General features: G+C 70.7%; 16 protein-coding genes. 13 read left to right on the top strand and 3 right to left on the bottom strand.

The window, feature by feature from the left end:
- Positions 1 to 2: 2 nt before the first annotated feature.
- Positions 3 to 1,289 carry a branched-chain amino acid ABC transporter permease gene (locus DW299_RS09265; RefSeq protein ID WP_136035188.1) on the bottom strand — a complete coding sequence of 429 codons (1,287 nt, stop codon included), beginning with the start codon at positions 1,287 to 1,289 and terminating at the stop codon, positions 3 to 5.
- A 315-nt stretch (positions 1,290 to 1,604) separates the two neighbouring features.
- On the opposite strand from DW299_RS09265, the gene guaB reads away from it, so the two are divergent.
- Complete coding sequence (gene guaB, locus DW299_RS09260) at positions 1,605 to 3,107, top strand: IMP dehydrogenase (protein WP_136035187.1); 1,503 nt, start codon at positions 1,605 to 1,607, stop codon at positions 3,105 to 3,107.
- 74 nt (positions 3,108 to 3,181) lie between these two features.
- On the opposite strand, the gene DW299_RS09255 is transcribed toward guaB, so the two are convergent.
- Positions 3,182 to 3,610 (bottom strand): DUF4190 domain-containing protein, encoded by a 429-nt coding sequence (locus tag DW299_RS09255; RefSeq protein ID WP_136036411.1) that lies wholly within the window; start codon positions 3,608 to 3,610, stop codon positions 3,182 to 3,184.
- A gap of 72 nt (positions 3,611 to 3,682) precedes the next feature.
- A complete protein-coding gene (locus tag DW299_RS19665; protein ID WP_342589052.1) occupies positions 3,683 to 4,129 on the bottom strand; it encodes an HTH domain-containing protein in 447 nt (148 codons plus the stop codon).
- 167 nt (positions 4,130 to 4,296) lie between these two features.
- Here DW299_RS19665 and DW299_RS09245 point away from each other — a divergent pair, with 167 nt between their 5' ends.
- From DW299_RS09245 to DW299_RS09195, 12 genes are all read left to right on the top strand, one after another.
- Entirely contained in the window at positions 4,297 to 4,611 is a 315-nt protein-coding gene (locus DW299_RS09245; RefSeq protein WP_136035184.1) for a DUF2277 domain-containing protein, read from the top strand.
- Between the two features lie 141 nt (positions 4,612 to 4,752).
- The gene (locus DW299_RS09240) at positions 4,753 to 5,799 is read left to right on the top strand and encodes a response regulator (RefSeq protein ID WP_136036409.1); all 1,047 of its coding nucleotides are present in this window, start codon (positions 4,753 to 4,755) and stop codon (positions 5,797 to 5,799) included.
- Positions 5,800 to 6,789: an ATP-grasp domain-containing protein gene (locus tag DW299_RS09235; protein ID WP_136036408.1), complete on the top strand. Its 990-nt coding sequence runs from the start codon at positions 5,800 to 5,802 to the stop codon at positions 6,787 to 6,789.
- Entirely contained in the window at positions 6,786 to 7,502 is a 717-nt protein-coding gene (locus DW299_RS09230; RefSeq protein ID WP_136036407.1) for a PHP domain-containing protein, read from the top strand. The genes DW299_RS09235 and DW299_RS09230 overlap by 4 nt, the downstream gene beginning before the upstream one ends.
- Positions 7,502 to 8,989 carry a glycosyltransferase family 2 protein gene (locus DW299_RS09225; RefSeq protein WP_136036406.1) on the top strand — a complete coding sequence of 496 codons (1,488 nt, stop codon included), beginning with the start codon at positions 7,502 to 7,504 and terminating at the stop codon, positions 8,987 to 8,989. The genes DW299_RS09230 and DW299_RS09225 overlap by 1 nt, the downstream gene beginning before the upstream one ends.
- A complete protein-coding gene (locus DW299_RS19015; RefSeq protein ID WP_168387313.1) occupies positions 8,986 to 9,129 on the top strand; it encodes a hypothetical protein in 144 nt (47 codons plus the stop codon). The genes DW299_RS09225 and DW299_RS19015 overlap by 4 nt, the downstream gene beginning before the upstream one ends.
- Positions 9,126 to 9,473, top strand: coding sequence for a response regulator (locus tag DW299_RS09220; protein WP_136033572.1), 348 nt, complete (start codon positions 9,126 to 9,128; stop codon positions 9,471 to 9,473). Before DW299_RS19015 ends, DW299_RS09220 begins: the two co-directional genes overlap by 4 nt.
- Positions 9,470 to 11,284 carry a sensor histidine kinase gene (locus DW299_RS09215; RefSeq protein WP_136036405.1) on the top strand — a complete coding sequence of 605 codons (1,815 nt, stop codon included), beginning with the start codon at positions 9,470 to 9,472 and terminating at the stop codon, positions 11,282 to 11,284. The genes DW299_RS09220 and DW299_RS09215 overlap by 4 nt, the downstream gene beginning before the upstream one ends.
- A gap of 76 nt (positions 11,285 to 11,360) precedes the next feature.
- On the top strand, positions 11,361 to 13,049 hold the full coding sequence (locus DW299_RS09210) for an ABC-F family ATP-binding cassette domain-containing protein (RefSeq protein ID WP_136036404.1): 1,689 nt from the start codon (positions 11,361 to 11,363) through the stop codon (positions 13,047 to 13,049).
- Between the two features lie 49 nt (positions 13,050 to 13,098).
- Positions 13,099 to 14,214, top strand: a complete 1,116-nt coding sequence (locus DW299_RS09205; protein WP_136033579.1) for a GuaB3 family IMP dehydrogenase-related protein — start codon at positions 13,099 to 13,101, stop codon at positions 14,212 to 14,214.
- 59 nt (positions 14,215 to 14,273) lie between these two features.
- Positions 14,274 to 15,032: an SURF1 family protein gene (locus DW299_RS09200; protein ID WP_136036415.1), complete on the top strand. Its 759-nt coding sequence runs from the start codon at positions 14,274 to 14,276 to the stop codon at positions 15,030 to 15,032.
- 240 nt (positions 15,033 to 15,272) lie between these two features.
- Entirely contained in the window at positions 15,273 to 19,916 is a 4,644-nt protein-coding gene (locus tag DW299_RS09195) for an ExeM/NucH family extracellular endonuclease (protein ID WP_136036403.1), read from the top strand.
- The last annotated feature ends 35 nt before the right edge of the window (positions 19,917 to 19,951 follow it).

The following is a 19,951-nucleotide window of genomic DNA, read 5'->3' as shown; positions in this document are numbered from 1 at the left end:
TGTCAGCCCAACCTTTCCTTGCGTCCGAGGATGCCCTGCGGTCGCACGAGCAGGATGATGATCAGCGCGACCAGGGCGCTGGCGTACTTGAGGTCGGAGGGGACGCCCAGCAGCGTGGACACCTCCACCGCGAGCCCGACGATGATCGAGCCGATCAGGGCGCCGATCGCCGAACCCAGGCCGCCGAGGGTGATGGCGCAGAACATCAGCAGCAGCATCTGCATGCCCATGTCCCACTTCACTCCCGGGCGGAAGTACGCCCAGAGGATGCCCGAGATGGCGGCGAGCGTGCCGGCCAGGATCCACACGATGCGGATGACCTTGTCGACGTCGATGCCGGAGGCGGCCGCGAGCTGCGGGTTGTCCGAGATCGCCCTCGTCGCCTTGCCCGTCCGGGTGCGGGTGAGGAAGAACGCGACGCCGAGGATGACGATGATGCTGGTGGCCATGCCGATCATGTCGATGTACGACAGCGAGATCGGCCCGAGGCGGATCGGCTCGGGGCTCGCGCCGGGGAGCTGGTAGGTGTTGCCGCCGATGATGTACTGCAGCGTGTACCGCAGCGCGAGCGAGAGGCCGATGCTCACGATCATGAGCTGCACGACCCCGAGGCCCTTGCGGCGCAGCGGCTTCCAGATGCCGGCGTCGAGCGCCCAGCCCAGGGCCGCGCCGCCGATCACCGCCGCGATGATGCCCGCCCACAGCGGCAGCTGCCAGAAGGTCGTGAACACGAGGGTGATCACGGCGCCCCAGGTCACCATCTCGCCGTGCGCGAAGTTCGACAGCCGTGTGGTGCCGTAGATGAGTGCCGCCCCCATGGAGGCGAGGCCGAGCAGGAGCCCGAAGTTCAGGCCGCCGACGATGCGCGACAGCAGCTGATCGAGGAACGACACCGTGACCCGCTCGCCCGCGCCGAGGAAGAGGTTGACGATCTTGGTGCCGGTGAGCCCGAACTCCAGTTCGAACGAGGCCGTCGTGCCCGACACGGGCTGGATGCCCTCGGGCAGCTGCGACGCGTCGACGATCACACCGTCGGGGAGCGTGGACTCGTCCACCGTCAGGGTGTACGTCTCCTTCTCCGGCACGTACAGGCGCCACTTGCCCTCGGCGTCGGTCTCGGTCTCGGCCTCGAAGCCGTTGCCCTCGATCGACATGACCACGCCCTCGACGGGCTCATCAGCGTTGGTGACCACACCCGCGAAGTAGAAGTCGGTGACCTCTTGCCCGTCGTCGGTGGTGTCGGCGGAGGCCGCTGAGGGAGGGAGCAGCAGTGAGGCCGCGAGCGCCATGAGGATTCCCAAGAAGACGAAAGCCCAGGGGCGCTTCCGCGGTCCGGCGAGTGCTGTGGGTCCCACGCAACCTCCACTGTGAGTGCTGTCTCCGCGGACTCGGGTCGAACCGCGGGGATGGACGACGCACTTGAGCGTAATGGGCGATCCGCGAATCACCTACCTCTCGGGCCAACGGTCCGGTAACGACGGGGGACTGGGAATGTTCTCGGGCGTGTCTCGCTTAGAATCTGCATACGGGCACAGCCCCGCCCCGGCCGATGTCGACCACCCACTCGCACCCGGACCCGCGCCACGCGCGCAGGAGGAGATTCCATGGACCAGCACGATCCCTTCGGCTTCGTCGGACTGACCTACGATGACGTTCTGCTCCTGCCGGGGCATACCGACGTCATCCCCAGTGAGGCTGACACGTCGTCGCGGATCACGCGTCGCATCTCCGTCGCGACGCCCCTGCTGTCCAGCGCCATGGACACCGTCACCGAGTCGCGCATGGCCATCGCGATGGCGCGCGAGGGCGGCATCGGCATCCTGCACCGCAACCTGTCGATCGCCGACCAGGCCGCTCACGTCGACCGCGTCAAGCGCAGCGAGTCGGGCATGATCACCGACCCCATCACCACGACCGCCGACGCGACGGTGGAGGAGGTCGACGCGCTGTGCGCCAAGTACCGCATCTCCGGCCTTCCCGTGGTCGACGCCGAGGGCCGCCTGGTGGGCATCATCACGAACCGCGACATGCGGTTCGTCTCGGGTTTCGAGCGTCAGACCACGTTCGTGAAAGACGTCATGACGAGCGAGAACCTCGTCACCGCACCGGTGGGCGTCGCGGCGGGCGAGGTCATCGCCCTGTTCGCGAAGCACCGCGTGGAGAAGCTGCCGCTGATCGACGAGGACGGCAAGCTCGCCGGGCTCATCACCATCAAGGACTTCGACAAGAGCGAGAAGTACCCGCTCGCGACCAAGGACGACCAGGGCCGCCTGCGCGTCGGTGCGGCGATCGGCTTCTTCGGCGACGCGTGGGAGCGGGCCGAGGCGCTGCGTGACGCGGGCGTCGACGTGCTCGTGGTCGACACGGCCAACGGCCAGTCGCAGGGCGTGATCGACCTGGTCAAGCGCCTCAAGGCCGACGAGTCCTTCGCCCACATCGACGTGATCGGCGGCAACGTCGCGACGCGTGAGGGCGCACAGGCGCTGGTCGACGCGGGCGTCGACGCGGTCAAGGTCGGCGTCGGCCCCGGCTCCATCTGCACCACGCGCGTGGTCGCGGGCGTCGGAGTGCCGCAGGTGACCGCCGTGTACGAGGCGTCGCTCGCCGCCCGTCCGGCCGGCATCCCCGTGATCGCCGACGGTGGCCTGCAGTACTCGGGCGACATCGCAAAGGCCCTCGTCGCGGGCGCCGACGCGGTCATGCTCGGTTCGCTGCTCGCCGGTACCGACGAGTCGCCGGGCGAGATCGTGTTCCAGTCGGGCAAGCAGTTCAAGCAGTACCGCGGCATGGGCTCGCTCGGGGCGATGCAGACCCGCGGCAAGCAGACCTCCTACTCCAAGGACCGCTACTTCCAGGCCGATGTGCCCAGCGACGACAAGCTGATCCCCGAGGGCATCGAGGGGCAGGTGCCGTACCGCGGCCCGCTCTCCGCCGTCGCCTACCAGCTCGTCGGCGGGCTGCGGCAGTCGATGTTCTACGTCGGCGCCCGCACGATCGAGGAGCTCAAGGCCCGCGGCAAGTTCGTGCGCATCACCTCGGCCGGGCTCAAGGAGTCGCACCCGCACGACGTGCAGATCGTGGTCGAGGCGCCCAACTACAAGAAGTGAACAGCGCCCCGCACCGGGGCGACGACGAGGGGCCGGATGCGCGCAGCATCCGGCCCCTCGTGTGTGTTGCGGGTTCAGCCGCAGCGGTAGGTGACGCCGCCGACCTCCCACACGCCGGGGCCGAGCTCGGCGCACATCCCGAAGATGCCCGCGAACACGGTCACCAGCAGGATGATGCCGATGATCTCCAGGATGGTCAGCACCGCGCCGACGATGATGCCGGCGATCGCGAGGCCCTTCGGCGCGTGCGCCTTCCCCAGCTGCACCGCGGCGATGATGCTGAGGATGAGGCCGATCGGCGGCAGCAGGAACGCCAGCACGAGTCCGACGATCGACAGCACGCGTCCGGGAGGCGAGGCCGGCGCGGTCTGGCCGTAGGCGCCGGGAGCCGCGGGACCGGGCGGCGGCGGGTACGCGGCGGCCGGGTCGTTCGCGGGGGTGCTGTTCCAGGCGGGGGAAGGGGTGTCGGGCTGCGACGCCTCGGGGGGCGGGGGGTTCGTCATGGTCTCTCCTCGGTTGAGCGTGCGTAGCCCAGAGCGTAGCGACGGCGCCGTCGGCGTGCCATCCCCTGGGCGTCAGCGCGGTCGTGCGAGGTTCGCCGCGTTCACGAGGTACGAGCACCGGATGGCGACGACATACTTCTCGTCACTCGACAGCGGGCGGTCACCGGCGAGCACGGTCTGGACGACGTCCGTGGAGAGACCGGTCAATCGCGCGATGTTCCCCGGGGTGAGGTGCAGTGCTCCGGTGAGGGACTCGAGGGTCGCGCGGAGCCGATCGTCGTCGCCGATCCCGCTGGCCTCCGTGAGTTGGGCCACGAGCGCGGAGAGACGAGCCGCTTCGTGCCCGGTGAGCACAGCCGGTGACGAGTCCATTCCGACGGCCGCCGGTGCTACGACGAGGACCTTCCGCAGCCTCACGTGATCGATACCCGTCATCGCCTCGAGCGCCCTCATCGTGATGGCACCTTCTTCGAGGAGGCGAGCCAGTTCACGGGAAACGTCGAAGCTGGTCGATGACATGCTCACTCCGGGTCAGGGGTAGGTGTACAAGGTGTTGTTCGGTACGACATGAGCCACGATAACCCCGGCGAAATCCGCGGTTCCGGTGAGCGTGCCCGAGTATCTGTGGTTGTGGCGGGTGCTCGTCTGTGCTTCCGCGGGGGAGGGGCGGGGCGTAGCGTGCGGGTATGTGCCGGAACATCGTGCCCCTGAACAACCTGGCCCCCGCGGCGACCGATGAGGAGTGCCACGACGCGGCGCTCCAGTTCGTCCGCAAGATCTCCGGGGCGACGGCGCCCTCGCGCGTCAACAGGGACGTGTTCGATCGCGCCGTCGAGGAGATCGCTGCGGCCACGCGACGGCTGCTGGACGACCTCGTGACGACCGCGCCGCCCAAGAACCGGGAGGCGGAGGCGGCCAAGCGCCAGGCCCGCTCGGCCGAGCGATACGAGGCCATCCGGGTGTACCAGCAGGAGAAGCGGGCGGCGCGGGCGGCGACCTGACGCCGCTGCGCGGCCGGGTCTGCCCGCCTGTGCCAGAATCGACGTACCCCGCTCGACTTTCCCCGCGGATCCGGTGATGAAGGCACCGGGATCGCGACGCCGGCCCCCACCGGCAGGGAAGCTCCCCAAGGAGAGCCGTACATGTCTGAGGACGCCCCCCGCATTCTCGTCGTCGACGACGACCACGATGTCGCCCTGCTGGTGAAGACCGTGCTGGAGCGCCGTGCCGGCTGCATCGTCGACCTCGCGGAAGACGGGCGCTCCGCGATCGACCGTGTCGCCGCAGTGCGGCCCGACGTGGTGGTCACCGACATCGAGATGCCGGGTCTCAGCGGCCTCGAGCTGCTCGCCGAGCTGCGCCGCACGATCCCCACCGTGCCGGTGATCGTGATGACCGCGCACGTCTCGGTCGAATACGCCGTGTCCGCCTTGCGCGCGCAGGCCGACGAGTTCCTCACCAAGCCGCTCGACAACGCCCGGCTCGTGGAAGCCGTGACCCGCCTGGTGGAGGAGGGCCGACGGCGACGCGAGGAGGCGAGGACGACCGAGGTGGTGCTCGCGATCGGCGCCCACCCCGACGACGTCGAGATCGGGGTCGGCGGCATCCTCGCGGCCCACGCCGCCGCCGGCGACGCGATCACGATCCTCACCCTGTCCCGCGGAGCCAGGGGCGGAGACGCCGACAGCCGCCAGAACGAGTCGCTCGCCGCGGCCGAGCGGATCGGCGCCCGCCTGTTCCTGAAAGACCTCGTCGACACGGAGATCTCCGGCGGCGGCTCCACCGTGCGACTGATCGAAGAGGTCGTGCGCGAGATCCAGCCGACCATCGTCTACACGCACTCCCCGCACGATCGGCACCAGGACCATCGCGCCGTGAGCGAGGCCACGATCGTCGCGACCCGTCGTGTCGGCACCGTCGCGTGCTACCAGAGCCCCTCCTCGACGATCGACTACCGACCGACGCGCTTCGTGCGCATCGACCGCTTCCTCGACGAGAAGCTGCGTCTGCTGGAGTGCTTCCAGTCGCAGGCCGCCGCGAGCCGTGACTACCTCGCCCCCGAGTTCGTCACCGCGACCGCGCGGTACTGGTCGCGATTCGGCGGGGGCGACGCGGTGGAGCCGCTGGAAGTGGTGCGCGAGACGGCGGAGTTCGTCGGCGCACACGAACTCACACGACGGGAGAGCTGAATGACGCAGCGCGTGCTGGTGACCGGGGCGGGCGGACCGGCCGGGGTGGCGGTGATCCGCTCCCTGCTCCGTCGCTCCGACCTGACGGTGTTCGCCGCCGACATGGACGGCTGGGCGAGCGGGATCTACCTGGTGCCGCCGGAGCAGCGTCGCCTGGTGCCGCCCGGACGCGACGACGACTTCGTGCCCGCGATCGCGCGACTCGTAGCCCAGGACGACCTCGACCTCGTGATCTCCACCGTCGACGTGGAGCTCATCGCGCTCGCGGACCGCCGAGACGAGCTGGCTCCCGCGGTGCTGGCCGCGCCCTCGTCGGACACGCTGCACACGGCCCTCGACAAGCTCGCCCTCGCGGAGCGCTGCGCCCCGACCGGACGCACCCCGCGCACCGTGCTGGCCGGTCCCGACGCCGCCGCGGTCGACTGGGAGTTCCCGGTGTTCGCCAAGCCGCGCCAGGGAGCGGGCAGCCGGGGCATCCGCCTCGTGCCCGACCGCGCCGCGCTCGACGCCCTGCCGACCGACGAGGGCCTCATCGTGCAGGACTTCCTGCCCGGCGAGGAGTACTCGGTCGACGTGATCTCCGACGCCTCCGGTGCAGTGGTCGCCGCGGTGCCGCGCACCAGGGCGAGGGTCGACTCGGGCGTCGCGATCGCCGGACGCACCCTGCGCGACCCCGAGCTGGAGGAGACCGCGTCCGCGATCGCCCGGGCGATCGGCCTGGTGGGCGTCGCCAACGTGCAGCTGCGCCGCGACCGCGACGGCCGTGCCGTGCTGCTCGAGGTCAACCCGCGCTTCCCCGGCGCGCTCCCGCTGACGATCGCCGCCGGCGTGGACATCCCGTCGCTGGTCGCCGACCTGTTCCTGGGCCGCGAGCTGCCCGTGCAGGTGCCGTTCCGCGAGGTCGCGTCGGTGCGGTTCCTGGAAGACGTGATCGTCGAGGTCGACGACGTGCTCGTCTCGGAGCACGCCGGTCATCAGGAGGACGTATGAGTCACGCGGTGCTCCGGGGGGACCATCACGTGCACTCCACCTTCTCCGACGACGCGGTCTCCACACTCGAGGAGAACGTGGCGGCCGCGGTCGCCGCGGGGCTCGACACCGTGCGCCTGGTGGATCACGTGCGCCAGAGCACGACCTGGGTGCCGGAGTACCTCGCCGCCGTCCGCGCCCTGCGAATGCCGGACGGGCTCACGGTGCTGACGGGCGTGGAGGCCAAGATCCTCGACGCGTCCGGAGCGCTCGACATCCCCGCGCTCCCCGCCGGCATCGACCGCATCCTGATCGCCGACCACCAGTTCCCGGGCGAGGACGGGCCGCTCGGCCCCACCGCCGTCCGCGAACGCATCGCCGCGGGCTGGGCGGCCGACGACGTGCTCGACCAGTTCGTGGGGGCCGTCGTGGCGACCATGCACCGCCACCCCGGCAACCAGCTCGCGCACTGCTTCTCGATCCTGCCCAAGATCGGCCTGTCCGAGGAGCAGCTGGGCGCCGAACGGCTGCGCGAGTGGGCACGCGCCGCCGCGGCCACCGGCACGCTCGTCGAGGTGAACGAGAAGTGGGCGTGCCCCGGGCCCGACGCACTGGCCGCCCTGCGTGACGCGGGCGCCGAGGTCGTGGCGTCGACCGACAGTCACGTGGCCACCGACGTCGGCCGCTACTCCCGCATCCTTCCGCTGCTCGACGGCGTGGAGGTGAGCGGCTGATGCCCGACCTCGCCTGGTACGAGACCGTGATCGTGGTCGTCCTGCTGCTGTGCGTGCTCGTGGGCACGCTGCCCGTCATCAACACGGGCCTGCAGTTCTTGGCGCTCCCGCTGCACGCGTTCCGGAACCACTACCCGAAGGCCGCCCCGTACCACCCGAACGTCGCGGTGGTGATCCCGGCGTGGAACGAGGGCATGGTGATCGGCCCCGCGATCGAGAGGCTGCTGCAGCTGGAGTACCCGGCGGAGCGGCTGCGCGTGTTCGTGGTCGACGACGCCTCCACCGACGACACCCCCGAGATCGTGGCGCAGAAGGCCGCGGCATACCCCGGACGGGTCGTGCATCTGCGGCGCGAGCAGGGCGGCCAGGGCAAGGCGCACACGCTCAACCACGGGCTCGACGTGGTGCTCGCGGACGACTGGACCGAGGCCGTGCTCATCATGGACGCCGACGTGATCTTCGCGCGCGACTCGCTGCGCAAGCTCACGCGTCACCTCGCCGACGAGAAGGTCGGCGCGGTCACGGCGTACATCGCGGAGGGCAGCCGCGACCGCAACTACCTGACGCGCTTCATCGCGATCGAGTACGTGATCGGACAGCTCTCGGCCCGCCGCGTGCAGAACGTCGGCGGCGCCATCGCGTGCCTCGCGGGCGGCGCCCAGCTGCACTCCCGCGCGAACCTGGAGGCCATCGGCGGTCGCATCCCGACCGGGACCCTCGCCGAGGACACGATGACCACGTTCGAGAGCCAGCTCCACGGACGCCGGATGGTGTTCGAGCCGCACGCCGTGGTGCTCGCGGAGGAGCCGCGCACGATCGACAGCCTGTGGAAGCAGCGGCTGCGGTGGGCTCGCGGCAACGTGCAGCTGACGTCCATCTACAAGAAGCTGTGGTTCCGCCCGAGCCGCGATCACAACCTCGGCAGCGTCGGCTTCGGCCTGGCGTGGTTCACGATCCTGCTGCTGCCGGCGTTCATGCTGCTCGCCGCCGCCGGCCTGATCGCGCTCCTGCTGCTGCACAGCGACATCGCCGAGTTCGTGTTCCGCTTCATGTGGATCGCCGCCGCATGCATCTACATCTTCTCGATGCTGTACTCCGTGCAGCTCGACCCGCGGATCGGCCGGCAGTCGTGGCGCGAGGCGATCATGTTCCCCGGCCTCGGCGCGCTGATCCTGATGTTCATCGCGCTGTTCCCGTGGACGCTCGACGGTCTGCTGAACCTCTTCGGCGAAGAGGCGACGGATCAGGCGCGATTCGGGTGGCTGCTGTTCTTCTACCTGTGGGGCCCCGTGTCGATGCTCGGCATCTGGCTGGCGCGCGCCGTCGAGCCCCTGCCCGGAGGGCGTTTCTTCGCCGGGCTGCTCCTCTACGTGTGCGGCTATGGCTCCCTGCTGTGCGCGATCACGGTGGACTCGTACCTCAAGGAGTGGCGCCGCGCCGACGCCTCGTGGATCAAGACCGAGAAGGTCGGACGGGTGGACTCATGACGGACGCACCTTCGCATGACGCCGAGGTCGAGGAGATCGCCGAGGACGCCCGGCGCGAGAAGCGGCTCATCCCGCAGGCCCTGATTTCCCTCGGCATCGTGGTCGTGATCGTGGTCGTGCGAGAGCTGCTCCTCCGATGACCGGGAGGCCGCTGGCGCTCGTGGTCGAGGACGCGGCCGATCAGGCGACACTCCTGGGGCGGTACCTCGACCGGGAGGGCTTCGACGTCTTCATCGCGCCCGATGCCGAGTCCGCGATCGCCGCCTTCCCCGACATCCATCCGGTCGTCGCCGTGCTCGATCTGCTGCTCCCCGGCATCTCCGGTCACGCCTGCTCGCGTCTCATCCACGAGCGCTTCCCCGACTGCTACCTCGTGGTCAGCTCCGTGCTCGATGTCGCGGACTACCCGCCGGCCGACGCGGCGCTGCCGAAACCCGTCACGGGGGCCGACCTGCACCGCGTGGTCGAGGGGGTGCCGCGATGAGGGCCACGCCGCTCGAGCGCGCCGAGAGCCGCTGGTACCGGGTGTTCGACAACCCGAGTCCGATCGTGAAGCAGGCGCCCACCCTGGTCGCGACGGTGATCGCGGGCAGCATGACGTGGGCCATCCCCGGGCTGCCGTTCACGCACCTCGGCGCGGCGCTGATCGGCATCGGCATCGTGCTGCTGGCCACGCTGCAGGCCGGGGTGCTCAGCGCCCTGCACGTGCGCGAGGGCTGGATCGTGCTGGCGGTCCCCATGCTCGACATCGTGGGGCTCGGCCTCTTCCGTGCGGGGACGGGCGGGGCAGCGTCGCTGTTCAGCTCGCTCGTGCTGCTGCCGATCATCTGGATCGCGGCCGCCCCCGGCATCCGGTGGGTGTTCGTGGTCGGCGCGCTGTCGTCGCTCGCTCTGCTCATGCCGTACATCACCGACCCGCCGTCGAACGCCGTCGTGTGGCTGCGCGGCGTGGTGGGGCCGCTCGTGTTCGCGGCGGTCGCCGCCGTGGTGAACGAGCTGTCGCGGCAGCAGCGGATGCGGGTGGAGCAGGCCGAGGATCTGGTGACCGAGCGCACCAGGGCGCTGTCCGAGAACGTGGCGATGATCGTGCAGCTGCGGCAGAAGGAGCACGAGTACCGGGTGCTGCTGGACTCGTTCGAGAGCCTGTGGTCGTCGATCACCGCGCAGGCCGTGATCGCCACCGACCGCGCGGGGCGCATCACGGCGTGGAACCCCGGTGCCGTGCGGCTGCTCGGACTCACGGCCGACGAGGCGCTCGACGACGTTCGCATCGACCGGTTCTTCTCCCGAACGGTGCTGTCGATGCTCGCCGAGGACACGGCAGCGCGACGGGAGGCGTCGGGAGAGGCGTCCGTCGCGGGGGCGAGTGCGGGGCCGGCGCCCGAGGGCATCCGGGCGCTGTTCGCGCAGGCCGACGAGGGGGTCACGGTCGACGGCGACGTGGAGGTCACCACGGCGGGCGGCACGACCGTTCCCGCGCGGGTGACGGTGAGTCCGCATAAGGACGGCTCCGGTGCCCAGCAGGGCTACCTGTTCGTGCTGACCGATGAGACGCGGGCGGTGGAGGTGGCCCGCATGAAGGACGAGTTCGTGGGCATGATCTCGCACGAGCTGCGCACGCCGCTCAGCGCGATCATCGGCTTCCTCGACCTGCTGCAGAACGATCCGGGCCAGCCGCTGACCGAGGATCAGCAGGAGTTCGTTGGGATCATCGAGCGCAACGCGAAGCGCCTGCTCAACCTGGTGGGCGACCTGCTGTTCACCGCCCAGGTGGAGTCGGGGCGCTTCCCGTTGGAGCGCGTGGAGGCCGACGTTGCCGAGCTCGTGCGGTCGGCGGTCGCATCCGCGGGCCCGCACGCGCAGCGGGAGGGCATCGAGCTGGTGGCGGACGCGGGCGACGAGCCGATCCGGCTGCTCGTGGATCCGGGGCGGATCGGGCAGGCCGTCGACAATCTCCTGTCGAACGCGATCAAGTTCACGCCGAGCGGCGGCCGGGTCACGGCGGCCGTGCGGCGCGTGGACGGCGGCGTGCAGATCTCGGTCGCGGACACCGGCGTCGGGATCCCGGAGGACGAGCAGGGCATGCTCTTCACGCGGTTCTTCCGGGCCTCGACGGCCACGCGGAATGCCGTGCCCGGCGTGGGGCTCGGCCTCACGATCACCCGCGCGATCGTGCTGGCGCACGGCGGTTCGATGGACGTGACGAGTCAGGAGGGCGTGGGGACCGAGTTCCGCTTCGTCCTGCCGGCGGCGCCGAAAACCGAGGTGCTGCAGACTCTGAGCCGCGCGGACTGACCCGGACCTCCTCGGTCGCAGCATCCTGATAGTCTGGTCGGCTCGCTGTGCGCGGGCGGAAGGACGGCCACGCACTGTGGGGTACATCGACGCATCAGGCATCTCGCTGACGCTTCCCGACGGAAGACCGCTGCTCGACGAGGTCTCGTTCCGGGTCGGCGCCGGCTCGACGAGCGCGCTCATCGGGCCGAACGGCGCGGGCAAGACCACGCTCCTGCGGATCATCCGCGGCGACCAGGCGGCCGACGACGGCGTCGTCACCATCGACGGCGGACTCGGCGTGATGGATCAGTTCGTCGGGCACGGCGAGCCGGGGCAGACCGTGCATGAGCTCCTCGTGCGCGTCGCCCCCGCCCGCATCCGCGCCGCCGCCGAAGCCCTCGACGCGGCGGAGAACGCCCTGATCGACCGTGATGAGCACGACACGCAGATGGCGTACGCCGCAGCCATCGCGGAGTACGCCGACGCCGGCGGCTACGAGCACGAGACCGTATGGGACCAGTGCACGATGGCGGCGCTCGGCGTGCCGTTCGAGCGGGCGCGGTACCGCGAGCTCACGTCGCTGTCCGGCGGCGAGCAGAAGCGCCTGGCGCTCGAGGCTCTGCTGCGCGGACCCGACGCGGTGCTCCTGCTCGACGAGCCGGACAACTACCTCGACGTCCCGACCAAGCGGTGGCTGGAGGAACAGCTGCGGCAGACCGCGAAGACCGTGCTGCTCGTGTCGCACGACCGCGAGCTGCTCGCTCGCGCGGCCGACCGGCTCATCACGCTCGAACCAGGGGCAGCCGGTTCGACGGCGTGGGTGCACGGCGGCGGCTTCGCGAGCTACCCGCAGGCGCGCATCGACCGCATGGAGCGGCTCGACGAGCTGCGCCGTCGGTGGGACGAGCAGCACGAGAAGCTGCGCGTGCTGGTCGCGAACCTCAAGGTGAAGGCCTCGGCGAACGACGGCTTCGCCTCCCGCTACCAGGCGGCGCAGACGCGACTGCGCAAGTTCGAGGAGGCGGGGCCGCCCGAGGAGCGTCCGCCCGCGCAGGAGTTCGACATGCGCCTGCGGGGCTCGCGCACGGGCAAGCGCGCCGTGGTGGCCGAGCGGCTCGAGCTGACCGGGCTCATGCGTCCCTTCGACGCGGAGGTGTGGTTCGGCGACCGCGTGGCCGTGCTGGGCTCGAACGGCTCGGGCAAGTCGCACTTCCTGCGACTGCTCGCGCGCGGCGGCAGCGACCCCGACCCGACCCTGGGTCACGTCTCCTCCGCCGCGGAAGACCTGAGTCCCGTCGCGCACACCGGTCGCGCGGTGCTGGGGGCGCGCGTGGTGCCGGGGCTGTTCGCGCAGACCCACACGCACCCGGAGTTCGTCGGACGCACGCTGCTGGAGATCCTGCACCGCGGCGACGACCGCCGGTCGGGGATGCCCCGGGACGCCGCGAGCTCGGCGCTCGACCGCTACGGGCTGGTGCGGCAGGCGCTGCAGACGTTCGAGTCGCTGTCCGGTGGGCAGCAGGCGCGGTTCCAGGTGCTGCTGCTGGAGTTGTCCGGCGCGACCCTGCTGCTGCTCGACGAGCCGACCGACAACCTCGACCTGGAGTCGGCGGAGGCGTTGGAGCAGGCGCTGGCGCGGTTCGAGGGGACGGTGCTCGCGGTCACGCACGACCGCTGGTTCGCGCGGTCGTTCGACCGGTTCCTCGTGTTCGGCTCCGACGGCGAGGTGTACGAGTCGGACGAGCCGGTGTGGGACGAGCGCCGCGTGGCACGGGCCCGGTGACCGCGGGCACGCGCCCCCTCGGGGTGCCCGGTAGGCTGGACGGGTGACCATGGAGATCGAGCTCGGCCGAGGAAAGCGCGCCCGTCGCGCGTACACGTTCGACGACATCGCGGTGGTGCCCTCGCGGCGCACGCGCAACCCGGAGGACGTGTCGACCGCCTGGACGATCGACGCCTTCGGCTTCGAGATCCCGGTGCTCGGCGCGCCGATGGACTCCGTCGTGAGCCCGCGCACGGCCATCATGCTCGGCCAGCTGGGCGGCTTGGGCGTGCTCGACCTCGAGGGTCTGTGGACCCGGTACGAGGACCCGGAGCCGCTGCTCGCGGAGATCGCGGGTCTCGCCGACGACCGGGCGACCGTGCGCATGCAGGAGCTGTACGCCGAGCCGATCAAGCCCGAGCTCATCACGCGGCGCCTGGCCGAGATCCGCGAGGCCGGTGTCACCGTCGCCGGTTCCCTCACGCCGCAGCGCACCCAGGAGTTCTACGACACCGTGGCCGCGGCGGGTGTCGACCTGTTCGTCATCCGCGGCACCACCGTCTCGGCGGAGCACGTGTCGAGCGTGGCAGAGCCGCTCAACCTCAAGAAGTTCATCTATGACCTCGACGTCCCGGTCATCGTGGGCGGCGCCGCCACCTACACCGCGGCGCTGCACCTGATGCGCACCGGCGCGGCCGGCGTGCTGGTCGGCTTCGGCGGGGGAGCGGCGTCCACCACGCGCGCCACCCTCGGCATCCACGCCCCGATGGCCACCGCGGTCTCCGACGTCGCCGCTGCGCGCCGCGACTACCTCGACGAGTCGGGCGGGCGCTACGTGCACGTGATCGCCGACGGCGGCGTCGGCACCTCGGGCGACATCGTGAAGGCTCTCGCGATGGGCGCCGACGCGGTCATGCTCGGCGTGGCCCTCGCCCGCGCGACCGACGCGCCGGGGCAGGGTTTCCACTGGGGCCCCGAGGCGCACCACCCCAAGCTCCCGCGCGGCCGCCGGGTCGAGGTGGGCGGCATCGGCACGCTCGAGGAGATCCTGTACGGCCCTGCGCCCGTGGCCGACGGCACCGCGAACCTCATCGGCGCGCTGCGCAAGTCGATGGCGACCACCGGATACTCCGACCTCAAGGAGTTCCAGCGGGTCGAGGTCGTGCTCGCCCCGTACGAGGCCTGAGCCGCCACCGCTGCACCGTGACCGCCCCCGCCCCGTTCCCGCCGACCCTCCGTGAGGTCATGCTGCGCGGACGCTGGATCGGCATGCTGCTGCTGTGCCTCGTGGTCGCCGGGGTGTTCGCGTGGCTCGGGCAGTGGCAGCTGGAGCGCGCGATCGAGACCGACCCGCCGCCGCCCGGCGTGACCGAGCAGGTGCGGCCGCTGTCCGACGTGGTCGAGCCGGGGCAGTACCTCGCCGAACCCCTCGTGGGGCAGCGGGTCGAGACGAGCGGGACGTGGATCCCGGACGACTTCCTGGTGGTGTCGAGCCGCTTCAACGACGGCGTCGAGGGGTTCTGGGTCACCGGACAGCTGCGGGTGGACGAGCGTGTGTCGATCGCCGTGGCGATCGGCTGGGCTCCCGACCGCGCGGCCGCCGATGCCGCGGTGGAGCGCCTGGCCGCGGAGGCCGACGGTCGCCCGGTCGAGGTCGCGGGGCGCATCATCTCGGACGAGGGGCCGTCGGTGCCGCCGCGCAGCGACCCGGAGCGTCTCGACCGCATGTCGCCCGCCGCGCTGCTCAGCCGCTGGCACGACACGGAGCAGCTCGACGTGTACCGCCCGTATCTCGCCTCGACCACCGCGACGGCGGGCCTCGAGGACATCTCCTCGCCGGCGCCCGATGAGCAGTCGCCGGTGAACTGGCTCAACGTGTTCTACGCGGTGGAGTGGGCGATCTTCGCGGGCTTCGCGTTCTATCTCTGGTACCGCCTGGCGAAGGACGCGTGGGAGCGCGAGGTCGAGGAGTTCGAGGACGCGGCGGCGGCCGAGAGCGTCTGAACGGCGTGCGCATCCGCGCGACCTCCGGTGCGCTTCTGCGCGCGGCCGTGCCCCGATGTGAACCTTCGTCAGGGGTGCGCGCGGCCCTTCGGTGAGCAGTCGGTGACCATCGTGAAAACTCCGTTGAGGATGTCCGACCCGCTTCGTATGCTCGCTCCATGTGCGCACGCTGGGAGTTCCCGATGCGTGCGGTGACAGCGTCCTGAGCAGGGTCGATACACGATCGAGGAGACAGCACCGATGATGTCCGCTTCAGAGCACGGGGAGCCCATGACCCCCGTCTCGCACCGCAGAACCAGGGGGCGCATCGGCGCTCTCGCCGTGACCTGCGTCGCCACCCTGGGCCTCGGCTCGCTGGTCGCGACGCCCGCCGTCGCCGATCCGACCGGGACCGGGGTGGTGATCAATGAGGCGTACCTCTCCGGAGGCAGTGCCGGTGCGGCGTACACGAACAAGTTCGTGGAGCTGTACAACCCCACGTCCGAGGCGGTGTCGCTCGACGGCATGTCCCTGCAGTACCGCTCGGCGACCGGCTCCGCGGCGTTCACCGGGATCGCGCCGCTCACCGGCAGCATCCCCGCCGGCGGCTACTTCCTGGTGCAGGGCAACAGCAACGGCACGAACGGCGCCGCGCTGCCCACGCCCGACGCGGTCACCGGCCTCACCCCGAGCGGGACGAACGGCACCATCGCCCTGGTCGAGGGCACCACGGCGATCACGCTCGCCCCCGGGTCCGCTGCGGGAGCCGACGGCGTCGTCGACCTGCTCGGCTACGGCACCTCCAACACGTTCGAGACGAAGGCGGCCACGGCGCCGTCGGGCAACACCGACGTGCGGTCGCTGAACCGCACGAACGGCGCGGACACCGACGACAACGGCGTCGACTTCTCGCTGTCCGCCACCATCACCCCGCAGAACTCCGGTGGCACCGACCCCGGCACCGACCCGGGCACCGACCCGGGCACCGACCCCGGCACGGAGCCGCAGAAGGCGACCATCGCCGAGGTGCAGGGCACCACCGACGTCTCGCCACTGAACGGCACGCGCGTGCAGGTCGAGGGCGTCGTCACCGCCGACTACCGCACGGGCGGCTACAAGGGCATCGTCATCCAGACCCAGGGCTCGGGCGGCGCGACCGACGCGACCCCCGGCGCCTCCGACGGCGTCTTCGTCTTCCTGAACGCGCTGGCCCCCACGCTCGCGATCGGCGACCTGGTCTCGGTCACCGGCACCGTGAGCGAGTACTACGGCCAGACGCAGGTGAACCCGGCCGCCGCGGCGGACGTGACGGTGGTCACGCCGGGCGTCGGCGTGCCCGCGGTCACTCCGCTGCCCGCCACGGTGCAGGGCGCCGACCGGGAGCAGTACGAGAACATGCTCGTCGCGCCCGAGGGCACCTACCGCCTGGCGTCGAGCCACCAGCTGTACAACTACGGCACGCTGTGGCTGAACGCAGGAGATGCCCTGGCCGTGAAGAGCACCGAGACCACGCGTCCCGGTGCCGACGCCGCCGCGATCGCCGCGGCCAACCGCGCCAACCGCATCCTGCTCGACGACGGCTGGTCGATCCAGGTGACCAACAGCGGCCACCCGGGTCAGCAGCCCTACTTCACGAAGGACCAGGTCGTCCGCAACGGCGACACGGTCGACTTCGGCGACAACGGCTACGTGCTGCAGTGGGGCTTCGACGACTGGCGTCTGCAGCCGGTCGTGCCGATCGACGACTCCTCGCCCGCCGAGCTGAAGGTCGGCTTCGCGGCGACGAACCCGCGTCCGACGGAGGCGCCCGAGGTGGGCGGCGACGTGCAGGTGGCGTCGTTCAACGTCTACAACTACTTCACGACGCTGAAGAGCGAGAACTCCAACGCGCGGGGCGCCGCGAACGCCGCGCAGTTCGCGATCCAGAAGTCCAAGATCGTCGCGGCGATCAACGGCCTCGACGCCGAGATCGTCTCGCTCATGGAGATCGAGAACTCGGTCAAGCTCGGCAAGCCGGTCGACACGGCGCTGAAGGATCTGGTCGCCGGCCTGAACGCCGACGCCGGCAGCGACGTGTGGGGCTACGTGCCCACGCCCGAGGCGCTGAACGATGCGGCGACGACCGACTACATCACCAACGCGATCATCTACAAGAAGGACGCCGTGAAGCGGGTCGGTGACAGTCTCACGACGACCGACGAGTCGGTGTGGGGTAACGCGCGCGAGCCGATCGCGCAGGCGTTCGACATCGACGGCCGCGTGGTCACCGTGGTCGCGAACCACCTGAAGTCGAAGTCGCCGCCCGAGGGTGCGGGGGCGGAGCCGGCCGACGGCCAGGGCTTCTTCAACGCCGACCGCGTGGCGCAGGCGAACGCGATCCTCGCCTTCACGGCGGAGCTGGAAGAGACGACCGGCAGCAGCGACATACTCCTGATCGGCGACTTCAACGCCTATGGCAAGGAAGACCCGATCGACGTCTTCACCTCGCAGGGGTGGAGCGACCTGGTCGCCGACGAGACCGACGGTCAGTACACGTACACGTTCGACGGCGAGCTCGGCTCGCTCGACCACATGATCGCGTCGCCGTCGCTCGTCTCGTCGATCACCGGCGCGGGCGTCTGGGGCATCAACTCGCCGGAGTGGAGCGACCGCGGCTACGCGTTCGGCGCCACCGAGGAGGGCACCCCGTACCGCTCCAGCGACCACGACCCGATCATCGTCGGCGTCTCCGCGGAGATCCCGCCGGTGAGCATCGACGTGGTCACGGTGAACGACTTCCACGGCCGCATCGAGGCCGACGGGGCCGCGGCCGGTGCCGCGGTGCTCGCCGGTGCGGTGCAGCAGTTCCGTGACGCGAACCCGAACCTGATCTTCGCGGGAGCCGGCGACCTGATCGGCGCGTCGACGTTCACCTCCTTCATCAACGACGACAACCCCACGATCGACGCGCTCAACGCGGCGGGCCTCGATGTGAGCGCCGCGGGCAACCACGAGTTCGACCAGGGCTGGGAGGACCTGCGCGATCGCGTGCAGGACCGTGCGGACTGGGAGTACATCTCGTCGAACGTGTTCGTCACCGAGACCGGTGAGCCCGCGCTCGCCCCGGCCTGGGTGAAGGAGGTCGACGGCGTGCGCGTCGGGTTCGTCGGCGCCGTCACGGAAGACCTCGACTCGCTGGTGTCCCCGGAGGGCATCGCCGATCTCGAGGTGCGCAGCATCGTCGACTCCGTCAACGCGGTGGCCGACGACCTGCGCGACGGTGACGCGTCCAACGGCGAGGCGGATGTCGTGATCCTGCTCGTGCACGAGGGGGCCGAGAGCACCGCGCTGTCGGCCATCACGGAGGACTCCCCGCTGGGTGAGATCGTCTACGGGGTGGACGACGACGTGGACGCGATCGTGTCGGCGCACACGCACCTCGCGTACAACCACGTGATCGACGGTCGCCCCGTGGTCTCCGCCGGGCAGTACGGCGAGAACCTCGGGCTGATGAACCTGCAGGTCGACCCGACCACGAAGGAGCTGCTCTCGATCACCAACGAGATCAAGCCGCTCACGGCCGCCGGCAAGCCGCTGTACCCGGCGGTGCCGGAGGTGCAGGCGATCGTCGACGCCGCCAAGGCCGAGGCCGACGTGCTGGGCGCCGTGAAGGTGGGCGACATCACCGCCGACTTCAACCGGGCGCGGCAGACGAACGGCTCGGAGAACCGCGGCGGCGAGTCCACGATCGGCAACTTCGTGGCCGACGTGCAGCAGTGGTCCACGGGCGCCGACCTGGCGCTCATGAACCCGGGAGGCATCCGCGCGAACCTCACGTACGCGTCGTCGTCCGCGAGCGATCCGAACGGCAACGTCACCTACCGCGAGGCGGCCACGGTCCAGCCCTTCGCCAACACGCTGGTCACCCTGACCCTCACCGGCACGCAGCTCAAGGGCGTGCTCGAGGAGCAGTGGCAGCCGGCGGGGTCGGCACGTCCGTTCCTCAAGCTCGGCGTCTCGAAGGGTCTCGTCTACACCTACGACCCGACCGCGGCGCAGGGCTCGCGCATCACGTCGATCACGCTGAACGGCGCCCCGGTCGACCCGGACGCGCAGTACACGGTGGCGGCGAACTCGTTCCTCGCGGCGGGTGGCGACAACTTCGCCACCTTCAAGGAGGGCGCGGGCAAGCGCGACACCGGCAAGATCGACCTGCAGTCGATGGTGGACTGGTTCGACGCGAACAAGACCGCGACGCCCGATCTCGCCCAGCGCGCGGTCGGCGTGACGCTCAGCCCGGCCGATGCCGACGGGTACAGCGCCGGCGACCAGGTGACGGTGTCGCTCTCGTCGCTCGCGTTCAGCGGCGGAGAGGCCGCACCGGGCGAGGTGACGCTGTCGCTCGGCGACACGGCGCTCGCCTCGGGCACGGTCGACCCGGCCGTGGTCGACACCACGGACGAGGGCGGCCGTGCGGCGCTCACGTTCGCGGTGCCGTCCGGGGTGTTCGGCGACCAGGTGCTGACGGTGAACGTCCCCGCGACGGGCACCACGGTGCAGGTGCCCCTCACGATCGCCGGCCAGGAGGAGTTCGCCGGCACGATCGAGCTCGGCTCCTTCAAGGTGGCTGCGGGCAAGAAGCTCACGGTCACGGGCGAGGGGTATGTGCCGGGCGAGACCGTGACGATCGCGCTGCAGCCCAAGAAGGGCGCGGCGGTGCAGGTCGGCACGGTGCAGGTCGGCGCCGACGGGACGTTCACCACGCAGGTGACCGTGCCGAAGAGCGCACAGCCGGGCAAGTACACGGTCTCGGCGGCTCAGGCCGACGGTGACGCGGCGACCGCGACCGTCACGGTGAACCGTGCGGGCGGCATCGTCGGCGCGATCATCGACTGGCTGTGGGACCTCATCTCCGGCTGGTTCTGAGTCCGGAGCGGATGATCGCAGCGGAGGCCGTCGGG

The sequence above is a fragment of the Microbacterium sp. K35 genome, assembly GCF_004794375.1.
GTDB classification, from domain to species: domain Bacteria; phylum Actinomycetota; class Actinomycetes; order Actinomycetales; family Microbacteriaceae; genus Microbacterium; species Microbacterium sufflavum.
Note: the sequence above shows the minus strand (reverse complement) of the source record. Positions and strands in the feature narration are given on the sequence as shown.